Source organism: Alteromonas sp. M12, from assembly GCF_037478005.1.
In the GTDB taxonomy this organism is placed as follows: Bacteria; Pseudomonadota; Gammaproteobacteria; order Enterobacterales; family Alteromonadaceae; genus Aliiglaciecola; species Aliiglaciecola lipolytica_A.
In genome coordinates this window covers 1,692,224-1,709,955 of record NZ_CP144164.1, presented here as the reverse complement: position 1 = coordinate 1,709,955, position 17,732 = coordinate 1,692,224, and the positions used below count along the sequence as shown (strand labels likewise).

Below are 17,732 nucleotides of genomic sequence, written 5' to 3'. Positions count from 1 at the left end.
AGTAAATATTAATGTAATTATTCTATTAATAATTAAGCAAAAATAATCATTTGTAAAACAGCTTCGTTACTTTTTTCGAGCGAATACAGAATAAAAAACAGATGACTAGCCAGTAGATATTTACTGGCTAGGATAGTTACTATCAGCGAACCTTTAATTGGAAAACGATCGCCGCTGCTATCAATAGAGGTATAGCAAAGACCGCAAAATTGAGCTCCATACTAAAACCATAGGTTATTAATAAACCGCCTACGTATGGGCCAATGACAGCACCAAATCGTCCTAGACCCAAAGCCCACCCGATCCCAGTTGCCCTGACTTCAGTTGGATACATCTTTGCCGATGTGGAATAGAGGCCAACGTACGCGCCAAGCAATAAAAACCCGATAATAAACAATAAGATGAATAAATTCATAAACTCAAACAAGAACCCAAACGAGAGCATCGCTAGGCCAGATATTGAGAGAAAAATCGTAATCAATTTAGTTAAACCGAAGTTAGCGGCAAACCAACCCAGAAGAAGCGAGCCTATAACCCCTCCTCCATTTAACGCCACTGCCGAAAATACGCTATCAGATTCGCTTAAGCCTTCGTTAATCACCAACTTTGGTAACCAACTTAGTAAAAAATATAAGGAGATAAAAACGCACAAAAAGGTTAACCATAACTGTATGGTTTTAGTTCGAAAGGTAGGACTCAATAAACTTAAAACACTGGCTTTGTTAATTGCATAGTTATTATCAACGACAAATTCACTTATGGTGCTGCGGTTCATTTTGGTTAATAACAGATTAACTTTGTTTAACGCACTGTCAGTCCCTTGGGTTTTTAAAAACTGTAGTGACTCAGGTACGAAACAATACACTACAACGGCCATTACTAAGGTAACCAAACCAAGACTAAAAAACACAATTTCCCAACCATAGGTAGGTAGAATTGGAACGACAATAATCCCGCCAATAGTGGCCCCCAAAGGGAAGCCAGCGGAAATAATTGCGACACTAAAACTGCGATATTTAGTAGGCGTATATTCAGATGTAAGGGCGGTAACATTGGCCAGCATGGCCCCGACCCCAAGACCTGTAATTGTGCGCAAAACAACTAATTGCCAAAATGCGCTGACTAACCCTGTTAAAAACATAGATATGCCAATTGCAATAACACTGGCAATCAACATTTTTCGTCTGCCAATTTTATCCGCGTATGGCGCAATTATCATTGCGCCTAACATCATACCTGCGAGTGTCACACTAAACACCAAGCCTAAATTAGTAGGATTAATATTCAGTTGTTCACTAACACGCTGTGCGACAAAGGACATTGAGGTGATATCGAATCCGTCTAATATCATCAACAAAAATGAAATGAACACGACGAGAATTTGAGTTAAAGATAACTTTCCATCATCCAAAATGTGCTCAAATGTTTGTATAGATTGACCTTCTTTCATACGTTGCTCTTTATTGGCAATTGAGTTCACTTTTTACTAACTACGCTATTACCGGTACAGCAATTAAACTTGCAGTAAGTAGAGGCGCAGTAAGCAAAGAGAAGTATTTGACAGGGTCAAATGCTTCTCTTGTTTTATTGAAGTTGCTTAATTTGCTTAGTAAAAGCTATATCTGAAAGAGGCATACCATTGACGGCCGCGATCTCTGATGATCTCAGTAGTACCTACATTAGACTCATAACCTGCGGTGATATATTTTTCATCGGTTAAGTTCTTAAGCCCAAAGTCCACACCGTAAGTTTCATCTGGTGAACGCCATAAAACTGTCAAATCAACAATGGTGACTTCTGGTGTAATGATGCCATCAGTGTTGTCTGGGTTATTGAAATATTCAGTATGGTAATTTGCACTCAGTCTCGCAGTGACAAGAGAACCATTTTCAAATTCAACATCGCGAGCCAAACTAATGTTACCTGACCATTCTGGAACATGATCAAACTTACTATCAACCGTCACAACAGCTGCCAACGGAGGCTCAACGTCAATATTTGTAAATTTAGCGTCTGTGTATCCTACCGCGGCTTCAATAAACCAGTAGTCAGCAAAAGCTAATTTAGATTCAAGTTCAAATCCTGAAATCTCAGCGCTACCCACATTCGCTTCAAAGAAACCGACAAAACCAGGGTTTTGGGTTCTTACTTGAATATCAGTGTAATCCATTTGGAAAACAGCACCATTGACTGAGAAAGGTTTGTCACTGCTGTCATATTTAAAACCAAGTTCATATGATTCTACATACTCTGGACCGAACGACGGAACCGTATCTAACGCTGGGAATATACGTTGTACAAAACCACCCGAACGGAAACCTTCAGTGTAAGATGTATACACCATTAGCTCGTCTGTTGCTTTGTACGCTAGGTTTACCATAGGCGTGGTTTCTTGCACATCGATTGAATTTAGGCCAAGAGGTAAAAGTAGAAAACCAGGCTCAAGACCAATATTGCTGCTCAATACAACTTGAGTGGGATCGAAGGTTTTTTCTTCATCGGAGTATCTGACACCCACGGTTAAGTCTAACTTTTCAGTAAAACTATAAGTTGCCTGGGCATAAATCGCGGAACTTGTTGTGGTGAAGTCATTATCACTGTCAAAGTTAGCAATCGCGAAATCGTTGATATTACGGTTATTACCTTCCTCATCAAAATAATACAAACCCGTTATCCAGTTCAATTTCTCGTCTTCAGTTGAACCCATTAATTGAATTTCTTGGGTAAACTGCGAGGCTTCAAATGAATCATAAAAATGCACCACTGTTAACGGCGATGCATCCGCATCTCTAGCAAACTCAGCATCTAAATCACGATAAGCGGTAATGGATTTTAACTGTAGGTTGTCATTGATGTCCCAGGTTACTTGTAAATTCGCTCCCCAAGAGGTGGTGTCTGAGTAGGTTGGTGCGGTGCCAAGATTGACCCCTTCAGTAGCATATTGGTTGTTGTAACAAATAGGATCAGTAGAAGTAATACCCGCTGGGTAACCACAACTTTCAGCTTGTAATACATTGTTGTAAAAACCTGCGAAAGAACCATCAACTAAGGTACCTGCATCAGCAATTTCGAATGCGGGACCATTCTCGTTTTCTGTGCTGTGGTCAAGAATCAAACTCACTTCTACATCATCCGATGCTTCCCACAGAAGCGAACCACGAAATGCCAACATGTCATCGTCACCCAGATCACCGCCGGCTGGTCGACTAACGTAGCCATCTTGGGTTGCACTTAATGCCGAAAAATTACCGAACAAATTATCAGTAAGTGCACCGTTAACTGATACTTTCAGTTTCGCTAACGAATCAGTACCAATAGTGGCATCAACATAACCTTCAAAATCTTCTGTTGGCTTTTTGCTGTATAAGGCAACAGCTCCACCCACACTGTTTCGACCAAAAAGAGTTCCTTGTGGGCCTCGAAGCACTTCAACTCGGTCAACATCGAGTAAGTCCACGGTAGCGCCAACAGTTCGAGCGATGTAAACGCCGTCTACATAAAATCCAACACCGTTATCGATAGTGCCTAAAAAATCACGTTGACCAACACCACGAATATAAACCGTGGCAACAGATGATGAACCACCAGCACCAGGACTATTCTGATAAGTCAGGTTAGGAGTAACACCGCCTATTTCCGATACATTCTCAATTCCTCGAGCTTCTAGGCCGTCACCTGAAAAAGCGGTCAATGACAAAGGAGCTTCTTGCAAACTTTCTTCACGCTTTCTGGCTGTAACTTGAATCTTTTCCATCATTGCACCAATACCAGACTTATTGTCGGCAGCAGTTTCGTCTTCTTGGGCATGTACGGGGGTGATAGCAATAGCAGATACTACAGCTAAAGAAACAGGGAGGCGCGCATTAAATATCGATCGAGTTATTTTATTTAGCTTGCAATTAAGTGACATATTTGTGCTCCGTTGATTATGTTCTAGTTATTCTGCTTATAATTTGTATGAGTTATTACGTTACATGTCAAGTAAAAATTCAACGATACTTGTTTTAATTTTAAACGGATCTTTGATTTTTTAAAAAATATGATTGTATTTTACGTTTTTTATCAAGTAATATTGCGAGCATTATTGTGTTAAATTTGTTTATAACTTGTTGAAAATATGAAAAAAAATACGGATAAATTAAATAAATTCAAACCTGCTTCAGAGAGTTTTGAATTCCAGCAATACCCATTTTATTGGCTAATGAGAGTAGGCAGTGCTTATTCCATGCGAATGGAAAAATCCCTTAAGAAACAGGGTATTAACCTTACCGCCTGGCGTATACTTATGATATTGCGAGAAATGGGAACCTTGAGTGTTAGTGAAGTTGCTACCCACGCTGTAGCAAAAACACCGACGATTACCAGAGCCACTTATAATCTCCAAGAAAAAGAGCTTGTTATTATCCGCACTAGCAAAAATGACGGAAGAGTCTCTATTGTTGAGTTAACTGAAAAAGGTAAAACCGTCATTGCCAATATCATCGAAAACTCACAAAAATTGTTCGACAACATTTATGATGGTTTCACAGCTCAACAAATCGAGACGTTTAACAGCACTCTTCAGAAACTCTTCCTTAATCTAGACGAAGCTTAGTTAAACTCGCTTTTACCATTACACTGTCGGTTAACCGCACATATCAATGTGCAGTTAACCAACGGGTTAACTGGTTCACTTCTTAGGCTAATTCACACTTTCTTCGGCCAACTTATCATGGGCTCGTTTGATGACGTACGCGCGTATCGCTTCAGCATCACTTTCTTCCAGAACTTGCTTAAATGACACCATGCCTTTCGATGATAATGCACCACCGAGCACGACACTTTTCCAAGCTTCTTTGTTCAAGTTGAAAGGGCTGTAACGTAAATCAGGCAAAACACCACCAGACACTACTGTATCTCCATGACAATTGAAACAAAATTGTTGATAGGTTGCTCTACCGTGATCCACGATATCTTTTGAAGCGGTTTGTGGCGGAGGATTAAGCTCCCGTTTTACCACGGTTAAGGGAGGAAGTTGTTGGTCTCCTTCAAGCTTAAATACTAATACCCTATTTACTTTATTGGCAGCAGAGTCTGCCACAGCTTCACCAAGCAATAACGGCATAATACCACCCCACCCTGCCAATATCGCAACATATTGTTGGCCGTCTATTGCGTAGGTGACGGGTGCTGCAACAATCCCGGTTTGTGCATTGAACGACCATAACTGTTCACCAGTTTTGGCATTGTACGCATTAAAATTGCCTATTCCGTTACCTTGAAATAGTAACCCACCCGCTGTAGACAACGCGCCACCATTCCAAGAAACGGTATGCTCAACAGACCAAGCAGCTTGTTGTTTAACCGGATCCCACGCCAATAAATAGCCCTTTAACATGGCTTTAATGGCTTTGCGAATATTCACGTCCTCTGGCATTGCTCCGGCGACCCCATCAATACCAAGGTTCACCCCAATAGGATTATGCTGAAAATTTGGATCGCTTTGAAAATTAAACGGCAGATCCATGGCTGGAATGTACACTAACCCCGTATCAGGACTGTAACTCATCGAATGCCAGCTATGTCCACCAAATGGACTTGGTAAGCCCATAAAGTTTTGTTGTTTATAGTGAGCACCTTCCACCACTGCCGGCCTTCCTGTTTCCTTATCGACGTGGGTTGCCCAACTGACGTTAACAAAAGGCTCTGCAGACAACAGCTCACCGGTTTGCCGATCCAATACATAGAAAAAGCCATTTTTAGGCGCTTGCATAATCACTTTACGTAATTTGCCTTCAATTTCTATATCAGCCAATACCATTTGTTGTGCTGCGGTGTAATCCCAACTGTCACCAGGTGTTGTTTGGTAGTGCCAAACATACTCTCCGGTGTCTGGACGAACCGCGACTATCGACGATAGAAAAAGATTATCGCCTCCTTGTGGACTGCGAATATTTTGATTCCAAGGAGAGCCATTACCTACACCTATGTACAGTAAATCGAGTTCAGGATCATACGACATTGAATCCCAAACTGTTCCGCCACCACCTAGCTTCCACCATTCACCTGTCCAGGTTTTTGCCGCCATTTCTAAAATAGGGTTTTCAAATGGCTTCGCTGGATCACCGGGCACAGTGTAGAATCGCCAATTCTGTGCACCCGTTTGTGCGTCATAGGCCGACACAAATCCACGTACGCCAAACTCGCCACCACCATTGCCAATAATAACATTGCCTTTCACTACTCGAGGAGCTCCAGTAATGGAGTAAGGTATGTCGGTTGGCGTGGTTTGTACTTCCCAAACAAGCGTTCCGTCTTTGGCATTTACCGCCACAAGCCTGCCATCAAGTGTGCCCGCGTAAACTTTATCACCATATACTGCTACGCCACGATTAACCACGTCACAACATAAGTTTACTGCCCACTCAGGTGGCACTTTAGGGTCATATTTCCACAATAAACTACCAGTTTTAGCATCTAGAGCGTATATACGACTCCAGTTTCCGGTAATATACATAACGCCATCGACAACTATGGGGGTGGCTTCTAAACCGCGTGTTCCCTCTAGATCAAAATCCCATTGCAAACCTAGTTTCGCAATATTGTTAAGGTTTATCTCGGCTAAAGAACTGTAACGTTGTTCTTTGTAGGTGCCGCCATGGGACAACCAATTCTGTGGTTCAGAATCGGCATTGACTAATCTCTCATCTGTTAACCCAACCGTTAACTGACTTTGAGACTCTGCTTTGCGCTGGGGTGTTGGTTGAATTTCTTGTTTTGGACTATCGCAACCGTAAATGCTAATAGTGCTGATCATTAGTAAACATATTTTTATTGTTGATGAGTATTTTTTAAGTAATACGCTACTCATATAGGCCCCTTTAAATGAGATTCTTATTATTAGTAGCAAAACAGTAAATGATTAATTTACTACCCACTATCCCAATTCGCGCTCAACTATCCGATTTTGATAACAATTGACAGCAAAGAAACAATGGCGTAAAAAAAACAGGACGAATAAAAGAAGAAAACATATGAAGCCAATTTTGCCCTTGAATCAGTTTTCTCGGTTTTCGTCGAAAAATGTAGATGAAACCCTAAGAGATGTGACTAATATTTTTTGTCCTCACCAGTTTGAGCTATTAGGCAATGCTGGTTCATTTTCAGCGCAAGTTAATGAGGCTAAATTTGCACATTCAGCACTTGTCTATATTACCTATGGTACCGCAGTCACCATTAAAACTGAGCAATTAGGCAGTTGTTTTCTCATTCAAGTTCCGTGGCAAGGCCGTGCTGAGGTAGCGGTGAAAGACCAGAAAACCCTTGTTCAACCAGGTATTGCCAGTGTTGTGTCACCAAACCAAGCCATGAACATGCGTTGGTCAAATGATTGTAGCTTCTTTACTGTTCGATTAGACAAGCAAAAAGTCGAACAAACACTGACTCAATTATTAGGTCATGAACTGCAAGCGCCATTAATCTTTGATGCTAAATTTGATCTAAATACATATGAAGGTAAAAGTTGGATGAATGCCGTCAATTTTGCCAGACGTCAGTTAGAACTTCCGCTGTCCCCTATGGTTGCTGCTCCCTTATTACAGCAAATTGAAGACACCCTATGTTTAATGTTACTGCAACTGCCGCATCATAACTATCGGGATAGATTGCGCGGTGGGAGCGATAACGTGACACCAAGGTCAGTCAAACGTGCTAGAGACTACATACACGACAACATCCATCTTGATATTTCTCTTGAACAACTGGCCATGGTGACTGGGGTTGTGCCCTCTACCTTGAACAAACATTTTAGCCATTTCATTGGACAGTCACCGATGAAATATGTACGTGGACAAAAATTATTAGCGGTACATGAGGTATTACGCTCTTCGGATCAGGATGTAAATGTGACTGATGTAGCCATAAAATATGGTTTTAACCATTTAGGCAGATTCGCTCATTATTATAAATTACGATTTGGCGAACGGCCCTCAGACACTTTGAATAAGTCTAAGGGATAAGATTGTAACGACCCTTATTTCTGCGGGTAATGGAATACTGGATAAAATGCCGATAGGCAACAGAATAAGGATAGCCTAAGAAACTTAAGCTATCCTTACAACGACTATTAAATGACTGTGTTGTGCTTTAGGCGATGCCTAGAGTTTACTCACTTTTATGGTTTGCACTGATGTGTACTCTTCTAGCCCCAACTGGCCAAATTCAACTCCAAGACCCGATTGTTTGACACCACCAAAAGGAGCATCAGGTTGAACGTTGCCGTGTTCGTTAATCCATACCGAACCAGTCTCCAAGCGTGATGCAAGAGAATGGGCTAATTCAGTGTCAGATGACCAAATTGAGCCACCAAGACCAAATTGATTATCGTTGGCCATTTTGATCGCCTCATCAATATTTGAATACTTAATAACGGGGATCACTGGTCCAAATTGTTCTTCATCAACTAAACGAGAACCATTAGATATATCAGCAATAATGGTAGGTGGGAAAAAGTACCCCTCTCCTTCTCTTACCTTGCCACCAGCCAAAAGTGTGGCGCCATTGGCAATGGCATCTTCGGTAAGCTCAATCACTTTATCTAATTGTGCTTTATTTTGTACAGGACCAAATTCAATCCCTTCTTCCATGCCGTTACCAACTTTCACCTTATTAGCCAGCTCAACTAGTGCATTGCAAACATCTTCGTAAATAGATTCATGCACATATAGACGTTTTAGACAGGCACAGGTTTGACCATTATTGTGGAAACAGGACAAAAACAAGTTATGCGCAATAGCGTTAACATCCACGTCAGGTAAAACAATACCGGCGTCATTGCCCCCTAATTCCAGCGTTAAACGCTTTAGGTTGCTAGAAGCTAAACTCATTATTTTTTTACCTGTAGGTGTAGAACCAGTGAATACTATTTTATTGATGTCTGGATGAGCTGAAATGGCATTGCCAACATCTGCATCACCGGTAATAACGTTGAGCACACCCGGCGGCAAAACCGTATTGGCTAATTCCACAAATCGCATAGTAGCAACAGGCGTTAGAGGTGAGGGTTTGATTATCACGGTATTACCGGTTTTTAACGCAGGGATCACATGCCAAATAGCGATCAGTAATGGCCAGTTCCACGGTGTGATGGATGCCACTACACCTAATGGTTTTCTATGTACTTCGATTCTGGCCTCGTCATTATCTTGTATCACTTGCAGCGGCGAAGAAAAACTGCAGGTAGCTTGAATCCAGGCCATAGAACCACCCACTTCCATGCCTGATCCTATCCCACCAAAACCATTAAACGGCTTGCCATTTTCCTGCGTAATCAATGCCATAATTTCCGGCATATGACTTTCAAGTAAGCCAACCAAAGCATTCATTTTTTCAATTCTGGCTTCTTCTGGTAGCTGACTCCAACTAGGAAACGCATTTTTTGCTGCAACAACAGCCTCATTAACTGTGCTTTCATCGCCTAAAGCACAAGTTGCAAACGGCACGCCTAAAGCAGGGTTAATAACATCGAAAGTCTTCCCAGATGTGTAGCTTTTCCCATTTATCGTCATGTTAAATTGTTGCATATATTTATCCTTATTATTTTTATCAAGCAAAATCAGATGTTCTCAATACGTCAAGCTACCTGATCTTGGAAAATAAATAAACATTAAATTTCACGTTATATTTCACCTTAATAGTTACGATTCTTTTCAACATTTAACAAATTACCTAGATTTTTTATTACTAAACATACCGCTAAGCGTCAGAAATGAAGGCGTAAAAAATCACTAGCAAGTCAATTTAAAAACCCTAGTCTATCGATTATTTATTTAAAAATGCCTCATAAGAATGTGAGGACTTAGCAGCGAACTGAGACACGATAAAAGCTGACTGACAACCCATGGCACAAACTAAACACAGTTTCTGCAACTTTTACTCTATGTCGTGAATATATTGCAGGTAATTAACAGAAAAATGCCCGTGTCCCCTTATACATCGCAATCCATTAACTGGAATAAGGCTTGCTTAGTTCTATGGGTGTCACACCAGTATGAAGATACTGAGTGCAAAAACGCTTATGAGGAAATCATAAATAAACACCAATTAAGGAGAATTAGATGGCGATTGTTAAATGGGCTACAGCAAAATACGACGGGCTTGGAAAAGACGGTAAAGGCCACGTTTCAATGGAATCAGGTGCTTTACATGATCATCCCTACGGATTTAATACTCGATTTGAGGATAAGAACGGTACTAATCCAGAAGAACAGATCGCAGCGGCCCACGCATCATGCTTCACCATGGCACTTTCTATGGGGTTATCAGAACAAGGATACAAGAAAGGTAGATTGGAAACTAAGGCCGCTATCACCTTAGTAAAAGACGATGACGGATTTTCTGTCACCAAATCAGAAATAACTTTAGATGCTCAAGTACCTGGCATGAGCGGAGCAGATTTTGAAAAGGCGGCGGTTGAGGCAAAGTTAAACTGCCCGATATCAAAATTATTAGCCTGTGATGTAACCTTGGATATTACTTCGTTTCAGGGCAATTAATTCGTCTCATTTGATCATAAAAAAGGTAGCCCCCTTGGGCTACCTTTTTTTTACTTGGTTGGCATCAAGCAAACTTCTCTTATGTCACAACGGGGATTTGCTGAAATAGCATAAAGTACCGCATCTGCAACATCACTAGGAGCTAATTTATCAGGCTTGGCTTCATCAAAGAATGGCGTATTAACCATACCTGGGCAAATAGTCGTACAGCGCCCGTTCCATTCAGCCATTTCCGCCGCTAGATTTTGCCCAAATCCGTAAGCAAACCATTTAGAAGCACCGTATACTGAGCCTTTGAGGGTGATTTTACCTGCAATCGAACTAGTAATGATAAAGTGTCCTTGAGTTTTTCGTAAATAAGGTAAACTTGTTTTGGCTGTAAATAATAAGGCATTAATATTTACATCCAACATTGTTTTCCAGTCCTGTGGATCGCCTTTTTCAATGCCCGCGGCCTTAGAGCCAGTGCCTGCATTGGCAAAGACCACATCTAAGCGCCCAAATTTTTCAATTGCTTGGGAAACCACAGCTTCAATTTCTGAAAGATTAGTGACATCGGCTTTAACAGGCAAAACTCGTTCTTTTCCCAAGTTTTCAGCAATATCATTTAATTTATCGATACTTCGCGCGGTTATCACTGCCTTATGACCAGCTTTAACCACTTTTTCAGTGGTTGCAGCACCGATGCCACTAGACGCTCCGGTAATCAATACCACTTTTTCTTCGCTCATACAGTTACTCCTTAATTTCAGTCAACCTTAACTTACTAATTGTTCAGTAATCGCTTCGATGAAAGCAGGGATATCATTCGGGTTTCGACTGGTGATTAGTTTACCATCCACCACAACCTTGCCATCTTGCCAGTTTGCTTGTGCATTTTTTAGATCGGTTTTAATGCTGGGATAAGAAGTGACTTTTTTGCCTTTAATAATATCAGCCTCAGCCAGTAGCCAAGGTCCGTGGCAAATAGCAGCAATTGCCTTAATTTGAATTTCATCATTGGCTGATTTAATGAAATCAACGACTTTAGCATCGGTACGAAGAATATCTGGATTGATTTGCCCGCCCGGAATAATAACTGCGTCATAGTCTTCAAGATTGGTTTGCTCAATTTGTTTGTCGACTTTAATCGTTTCGCCCCAATCTTTTTCGTTCCACCCGCGTATTGTCTGACTACCGTTAATTGAAATGACGTGGGTTATTGCTCCCCTTGCTTCGAGCTCGTTTTTGGGGTCTAGCAATTCACTTTGTTCAAAACCATCAGTTGCAATAATGGCAAGTGTTTTGGTGTTTAACATTGTATTGTTTGACATATTTCCTCCAATTACTTTGTCTAATTATCAAACAAAGATTCCGCCGTTAACACAGAAGCTCTGCCGAATAAAAGCATGAAGGTGCAACAGCCATACCAAAACAAAACGTTCTGCCTATCCCAGTAAAAACAATGGGTTGGAGAAACAATAACAGCTAGCAGAGAATCACAAGCAGGTTATTTCTGTCGATTAGTAGACAACCTTTGTAAGATTTTCACGATCTTAGGTTAATCGACAAGTTCAGCAAAAAGTCTATTAGACTTGATAACTGAGGGAGCAATTTATTCTTATAGATTAGGCTAATAATCCCCTTAATAATCACTAATGTTGTTTAACTCTTCAATTTTCCGTACCGAGTGGTATAATAAGCCTCCAATAATTTTCCTAGGTGGTTATCATGACAAGCGGTCGTAAACGAGAATTTGACGCTGACAAAGCGCTAGATGCCGCCATGCATGTTTTTTGGCAAAAAGGTTACGTTGGTGCATCACTAATGGACTTAATTGATAGTATGGGCATCAGCAAACCAAGCATGTATCGTGCATTTGGCAATAAGGAATCATTGTTCGTCAAAACCACTCAACGTTATATTGAAACGAAGATGAAAACACACCTCAAACTATTATTTGAGGAAGGTATTCCGCTGAAACAACGACTTAAAAACCACATGATGTCTATTGTGGATATGCAGTGCAGTTCCGAACAGGCCAAGGGTTGCTATTTAGTGTTATGCCAATCTGAATTGGTAAGTGGCGTGATCCCTAAAGAGGCAGAACAAATCCTGATTGAAGCCGAAGCAATGCCAATGCAACTTTACACTGATTTGTTTAACAACGATCCAGAAGCCATCAAATTAGGTTTAAATCACAGTGCACACACCAACAGTCTTAGCCTGTATACAATGTTAAAAGGAACAGCTTCAATGGCACGTTCAGGCATCAGCAAGGCAGAGCTTGAACGCTCAATAGATAACATTCTTACGGGAATAGGTCTGCATTAATCAGATAAGTCTAAGCGACCCATTAATTCATCTAGGTGGTTTATTTCAACGTCAGGTTCAATTCCCCAAGGGTCAAAGACCGCACTTTCACTACGTTTTACCCACGCTGCCTTTAGACCATGTGATTTAGCTCCTATTACGTCAAATGGATTGCTTGAGATTAACCACGTACACTCAGATTTAGCGTCAATTCTATCTAATAAATGTTGGTATATTGCTGGATTGGGTTTAAAGGTATTTATTTCATCGGCAGTTACCACCTCACTGAAATAATCGGAAATATTGGCATTGTTAAGCAGCCCATGAACCGAATTTGACTCACCATTGGAAAATGCAATTAATCGATATTTTTGGGCCAATTTGGGTAATGCAGTTTCAACATCACTGAACGCCGGTAAAAAACTATAACTATCTAAAAGTTGCTGTTTTTGGGTTTCTGTCAAACTGACTTTCAATGAATCACAAGTGAAATTCAATGCATCTTTGGTACAAACAGAAAAGTGCACATAACGCTGCATCAGTCCTCGTCTAAATGAATACTCTAATTGCTTCGATCGCCAAGTATCAGAAAATATCTGAGCTTGATTTCCAACCAAATCAGTTAGTAAATCCAGCACACCTTGGGTGTCTATCAAAGTACCGTAAACATCAAATGCGATATTAATTTTCATTCTTTCCTGCCAGTTTTTTAGTGAATGATTTAGCCACTTAAATCTATTTAGGACTACAAGGTAAAACCCATAAATAAACAATCTACGAATCTGTGTTGACTTTATCGTACCGGTCGGTACAATGCAAACCAATTGAATTGTACCAATCGGTACAAAAAGTACTGATAGGTAGAAACATTCTAGATTAGCATTCATTTAATCACTAAAGCTGAGATGAATGAGCACTAAAATTAACCATAATTGAAGGAAATAACATGACTACATTAACTATCCATACAATTGAATCCGCGCCAGCAGACAGTAAACCATTATTGGAAAATTCGGTAAAAGGATTTGGCATGTTGCCTAACCTGCACGCTGTATTAGCAAGTTCTCCGCAAACACTAGAGGCTTACCAGCGTTTACATCAATTATTCATGGACACTTCTTTTGATGCTGAAGAACTGACTGTTGTTTGGCAGGCTATTAATGTAGAGCACGGTTGTAGCTATTGCGTACCTGCCCACACCTTTATTGCAAACTCAATGAAAGTATCATCTGTTTTAACTGAAGCTTTGCGTAATCAAGAACCTATGCCTACTGCTAAGTTACAAGCGTTGTTTGATACAACCATCACCATTGTGCGTAATCGTGGAATTGTATCTCAAGCAGATTTAGACAAATTCTACGCCGCGGGTTACGGTGAACAGCAAGTGTTAGAAATTATATTGGCTTTGTCTCAAAAAGTGATTAGTAATTACACTAACCATATCGCAAGCACGCCAGTAGACAAACCTTTTGAAAAATTTGCTTGGTCTAAAAAAGCGTAATTTAAAATAGTAGATTTCACGATAGGAGTGATGACAATGGACAAACAATACACACCACCGGACATTTGGACTCATGATGCTGAAAGTGGCGGTAAATGGGCAAGTATCAATCGCCCAGTGTCAGGCGCGACACACGAAAAAGCACTGCCCCTTGGTAAACATCCATTACAGCTATACTCAATGGGTACACCCAATGGTCAAAAAATCACTATCATGTTGGAAGAGTTGTTAGCATTAGGCAAAGATGCCGAATACGATGCGCATATGATCAAGATCGGTGAGGGTGATCAATTTTCATCTGGTTTTGTGGCACTCAACCCTAACTCCAAAATACCAGTGTTGGTAGATCACTCCTATGATGAAGCCTTGCCAATTTTTGAATCAGCTTCCATTTTAGTGTACTTAGCAGAAAAATTTGACGTTTTACTGCCTAAAGAAATTGTAAAACGTACCCATGTGATGAATTGGTTATTATGGTTGCATGGCTCTGCGCCCTATTTAGGTGGCGGTTTTGGACATTTCTATAGCTATGCTCCAGAGAGATACGAATATCCGATCAATCGTTTTACGATGGAAATCAAACGACAATTAGATGTGTTAGATAAACAACTCGCAAACAATGAGTTTCTCGCTGGAGATGAATTAAGTATTGCCGATATAGCGACTTGGCCTTGGTATGGCAATCTTGTATTAGGCAACCTCTACGATGCCAAAGATTTCCTACAAGTCGACGATTATAAGCACGTACAACGTTGGGCAAAGGCTATGTTAACGCGCCCTTCCGTTCAGCGTGGCCGTATTGTAAATCGTAACTGGGGGGAAGCTTGGGAACAGCTTGAAAACCGTCACAGTGCTGAAGATATAGATAACGTCTTAAAGTTACAACCCGCGTAATAGTCCACCTAATAAACGCGAACTGTTCTAAGGCCAAACAAGGTGAAAATTGTTTGGCCTTTTTAATGCTGTTTGTTTTAAGCAATGATAATGGCACCATTAGGTTTTATTAAAATACCTTGGATCTCACTGACATCGCGAAGAACCACATTGCAAAAATAGATTTAAAATTTATGTCTAAATGAATTAAGCGCGAGCCTGTCAGTCAAAAAAACTATTCAATAAAAAGTCTCACAATATACCGTCACCTGAGGTTTTGAAAAGAATAGAAGTTTAGTCAATGCTTGAAAAGCGCTTAGCTAATACCTATTTAACAATCAATACGATTTTTAAAAGATACTCATGCTGCCTATTTTATTACCGTTGTTAGTCGGTGCTGTAATCATTGCCTTCATCATAGGCAAACCCTATTGGCGTGAATTCAAACGAAAAAGAATGAATCGTGTGCCATTCCCAAAGGCATGGCGAAAAGTCCTGCAGCAACGAATGCCCTATTTCAGAAAAATGCCTGCGGACTTACAATTGCAGCTAAAACAGCACATCCAAGTGTTTTTATCGGAAAAAAACTTTGTCGGTTGCAATGGTGTTGTTATTACCGATGAAATTAGAGTTACTATTGCTGCCCAAGCCTGTTTACTTTTACTCAACCGGAAAACTGACTATTATCCGAAACTGCGAACTATTTTAGTCTATCCAAGTGCTTTCGCTAAACAACAGCAAAGTAGAAGTTCAGACGGCGTGCACTTCACTCAAAATGTCGCTATGTCCGGAGAATCTTGGGGATTTGGGAAAATTGTATTGTCGTGGCAAGATACCCTTGATGGAGCATATTTACCTGATGATGGCCACAATGTGGTGATTCATGAATTTGCACATCAACTAGACCAAGAGGACGGTTTAGCCGACGGCGCGCCAATTTTAGGTAAAGATCAAAATTATGCAAGTTGGGCCGATGTTTTTTCTGATCAATTTGAACAATTGAAACAGCATGCTAAAACTGGAACCCATTCAATTTTTGATTACTATGGGGCCACCAATCCCGCCGAATTTTTTGCAGTGGCAAGCGAAGTGTTTTTTGAAAAATCCAAGCAACTTAAGCATGAACATCCAAAGCTTTATCAACAATTAAGATTGTTCTATCGTGTTGATCCTAGCCTTTGGTAAACAATATGGTTCTAGCTTCTTTATAATTGTTATTTGATCATTAAAAAACACAAAATGAGTCAAATAAACAGGCCGACGAGTGACAATCACATTGCTTTTTGCTGTTGTAAATCGAGAGAGTCGTAAAGTCCGATACCTTTGAGCAGTCGTCCTAAAATGTCAGCACCTGTCACTATTCTCTTTTGATCTGCCCAAAGAAGTATAAGATCTTGCTTAAGGGGTGCATCTGAGTGTAGATCTTCTTCGGCTTTCATTAATGTTAGTACCGCACCAAGCCGTGTTTTAGGATCTTCTAGAATCACCGGTTTATAACAATACAAAAATGGGTCAATTACCTTGCCATCCGCACAAAATACACTGCGTAAATAGGCATCGGAATCAAGTACAAAAACAGGATAGTTATCACTATTGGTGACCACAATCCACTGATGTGCAATGGATGACAATTTATGGGCAAATTGTTTTTGCATCAGTTCAGGAGCGAGGTCACCTGCGAAAAAAACAGGCTTATGCTCGACAATATCAGCACAAATAATACTTTGTTCAGATAGCACTTCCCCTTCTTCAGATACCGGCACATCATCAAGGGCAAGAAAATTAAGTGCGCCAATTCCTTCGATAACATCAACGTCTGAATCCTCTGCATCAATATGTTTATGCAATAATTGACGCAGTTCACGTTCACGAAAGTACTGAACACTTTCTTTACCGAGCCATAAATCAAGAATCAACGCGCTTGGCTTAGCAATAATATATAAAACGAACTGGTAAACACGTAAAACGGGCGTCAACATCGATGCCATTCGTAATGCATTTCTGGAAAAATACGCCTGCGGTGCTATTTCTCCCCCAATTGTAATGACAACAGTGCTAAACAGAAAGGCGACAAGACCTGCCATCACAGAATTAGACAGAAGTGTTAGCAGTACGTTGATACCAACATTCCCCCACAGAATCGTTGTTAGCAAAAAATTGGAATCTTTACGTAAGCACAAAATTGTTGCCGCAGCGGTATTACCGTTAGCTACCTCAATCTCAAGACGCAAACGACTGATGCTAAAGTAGGCAAGGTTTAAACCTGAAAAAATAGCCGATTGTACCAAGCAAAAAATAATTCCGAACCAGATTAGATAGTCCATTGTTTGGCACCTTAATATCTACATAGCGGATAATTTCAGTATAACCTCTTAGTACTAAAGCTGAAGCTGTGTTCAACAGTATTTATACTGTTTATCAACCCCAAAACACTGTTAACTGCCCTTTCCATCGATTCTTCATAAAATGATCAGCTGATCTTCAAGTTTGCCAATTGCCATTAACCTAATCTAGTTAGGTGATTTCAACACAAT

General features: G+C 40.4%; 15 protein-coding genes. 7 read left to right on the top strand and 8 right to left on the bottom strand.

Annotation, left to right across the window (positions count from 1 at the left end):
• Positions 1-142: 142 nt before the first annotated feature.
• Positions 143-1,450 carry an MFS transporter gene (locus VUI23_RS07380; RefSeq protein ID WP_342807553.1) on the bottom strand — a complete coding sequence of 436 codons (1,308 nt, stop codon included), beginning with the start codon at positions 1,448-1,450 and terminating at the stop codon, positions 143-145.
• A 156-nt stretch (positions 1,451-1,606) separates the two neighbouring features.
• Positions 1,607-3,910 carry a TonB-dependent receptor gene (locus tag VUI23_RS07375; RefSeq protein WP_216050382.1) on the bottom strand — a complete coding sequence of 768 codons (2,304 nt, stop codon included), beginning with the start codon at positions 3,908-3,910 and terminating at the stop codon, positions 1,607-1,609.
• 207 nt (positions 3,911-4,117) lie between these two features.
• On the opposite strand from VUI23_RS07375, the gene VUI23_RS07370 reads away from it, so the two are divergent.
• A complete protein-coding gene (locus VUI23_RS07370) occupies positions 4,118-4,594 on the top strand; it encodes a MarR family transcriptional regulator (RefSeq protein WP_342807551.1) in 477 nt (158 codons plus the stop codon).
• A gap of 87 nt (positions 4,595-4,681) precedes the next feature.
• On the opposite strand, the gene VUI23_RS07365 is transcribed toward VUI23_RS07370, so the two are convergent.
• On the bottom strand, positions 4,682-6,850 hold the full coding sequence (locus VUI23_RS07365) for a PQQ-dependent dehydrogenase, methanol/ethanol family (RefSeq protein WP_342807549.1): 2,169 nt from the start codon (positions 6,848-6,850) through the stop codon (positions 4,682-4,684).
• Between the two features lie 163 nt (positions 6,851-7,013).
• On the opposite strand from VUI23_RS07365, the gene VUI23_RS07360 reads away from it, so the two are divergent.
• Positions 7,014-7,997 carry an AraC family transcriptional regulator gene (locus VUI23_RS07360; RefSeq protein ID WP_216050380.1) on the top strand — a complete coding sequence of 328 codons (984 nt, stop codon included), beginning with the start codon at positions 7,014-7,016 and terminating at the stop codon, positions 7,995-7,997.
• A gap of 138 nt (positions 7,998-8,135) precedes the next feature.
• Here the strand turns inward: VUI23_RS07360 and VUI23_RS07355 are convergent, their stop codons facing one another.
• Positions 8,136-9,560, bottom strand: coding sequence for an aldehyde dehydrogenase family protein (locus VUI23_RS07355; RefSeq protein ID WP_342807547.1), 1,425 nt, complete (start codon positions 9,558-9,560; stop codon positions 8,136-8,138).
• 534 nt (positions 9,561-10,094) lie between these two features.
• Between VUI23_RS07355 and VUI23_RS07350 the strand changes: the two genes are divergently transcribed.
• The gene (locus VUI23_RS07350) at positions 10,095-10,532 is read left to right on the top strand and encodes an OsmC family protein (RefSeq protein ID WP_342807545.1); all 438 of its coding nucleotides are present in this window, start codon (positions 10,095-10,097) and stop codon (positions 10,530-10,532) included.
• A gap of 50 nt (positions 10,533-10,582) precedes the next feature.
• Here the strand turns inward: VUI23_RS07350 and VUI23_RS07345 are convergent, their stop codons facing one another.
• Positions 10,583-11,263, bottom strand: a complete 681-nt coding sequence (locus tag VUI23_RS07345; RefSeq protein WP_216050377.1) for an SDR family oxidoreductase — start codon at positions 11,261-11,263, stop codon at positions 10,583-10,585.
• Between the two features lie 27 nt (positions 11,264-11,290).
• Positions 11,291-11,845, bottom strand: a complete 555-nt coding sequence (locus VUI23_RS07340; protein WP_342807542.1) for a type 1 glutamine amidotransferase domain-containing protein — start codon at positions 11,843-11,845, stop codon at positions 11,291-11,293.
• A 397-nt stretch (positions 11,846-12,242) separates the two neighbouring features.
• Here VUI23_RS07340 and VUI23_RS07335 point away from each other — a divergent pair, with 397 nt between their 5' ends.
• Positions 12,243-12,845: a TetR/AcrR family transcriptional regulator gene (locus tag VUI23_RS07335; RefSeq protein WP_303500158.1), complete on the top strand. Its 603-nt coding sequence runs from the start codon at positions 12,243-12,245 to the stop codon at positions 12,843-12,845.
• Here the strand turns inward: VUI23_RS07335 and VUI23_RS07330 are convergent.
• Complete coding sequence (locus VUI23_RS07330) at positions 12,842-13,516, bottom strand: haloacid dehalogenase type II (RefSeq protein ID WP_342807540.1); 675 nt, start codon at positions 13,514-13,516, stop codon at positions 12,842-12,844. The two genes, VUI23_RS07335 and VUI23_RS07330, sit on opposite strands and share 4 nt — an antisense overlap.
• 254 nt (positions 13,517-13,770) lie before the next feature.
• On the opposite strand from VUI23_RS07330, the gene VUI23_RS07325 reads away from it, so the two are divergent.
• The 3 genes from VUI23_RS07325 to VUI23_RS07315 all read left to right on the top strand — a co-directional run bounded on the left by VUI23_RS07325 (position 13,771) and on the right by VUI23_RS07315 (position 16,383).
• Positions 13,771-14,325: a carboxymuconolactone decarboxylase family protein gene (locus VUI23_RS07325; RefSeq protein ID WP_303500160.1), complete on the top strand. Its 555-nt coding sequence runs from the start codon at positions 13,771-13,773 to the stop codon at positions 14,323-14,325.
• A 36-nt stretch (positions 14,326-14,361) separates the two neighbouring features.
• The gene (gene yghU / locus VUI23_RS07320; RefSeq protein ID WP_342807538.1) at positions 14,362-15,219 is read left to right on the top strand and encodes a glutathione-dependent disulfide-bond oxidoreductase; all 858 of its coding nucleotides are present in this window, start codon (positions 14,362-14,364) and stop codon (positions 15,217-15,219) included.
• 342 nt (positions 15,220-15,561) lie between these two features.
• Positions 15,562-16,383, top strand: a complete 822-nt coding sequence (locus VUI23_RS07315; RefSeq protein WP_216050369.1) for a M90 family metallopeptidase — start codon at positions 15,562-15,564, stop codon at positions 16,381-16,383.
• Between the two features lie 86 nt (positions 16,384-16,469).
• On the opposite strand, the gene VUI23_RS07310 is transcribed toward VUI23_RS07315, so the two are convergent.
• Positions 16,470-17,522 (bottom strand): CNNM domain-containing protein, encoded by a 1,053-nt coding sequence (locus VUI23_RS07310; RefSeq protein ID WP_342807536.1) that lies wholly within the window; start codon positions 17,520-17,522, stop codon positions 16,470-16,472.
• Positions 17,523-17,732 lie beyond the last annotated feature (210 nt).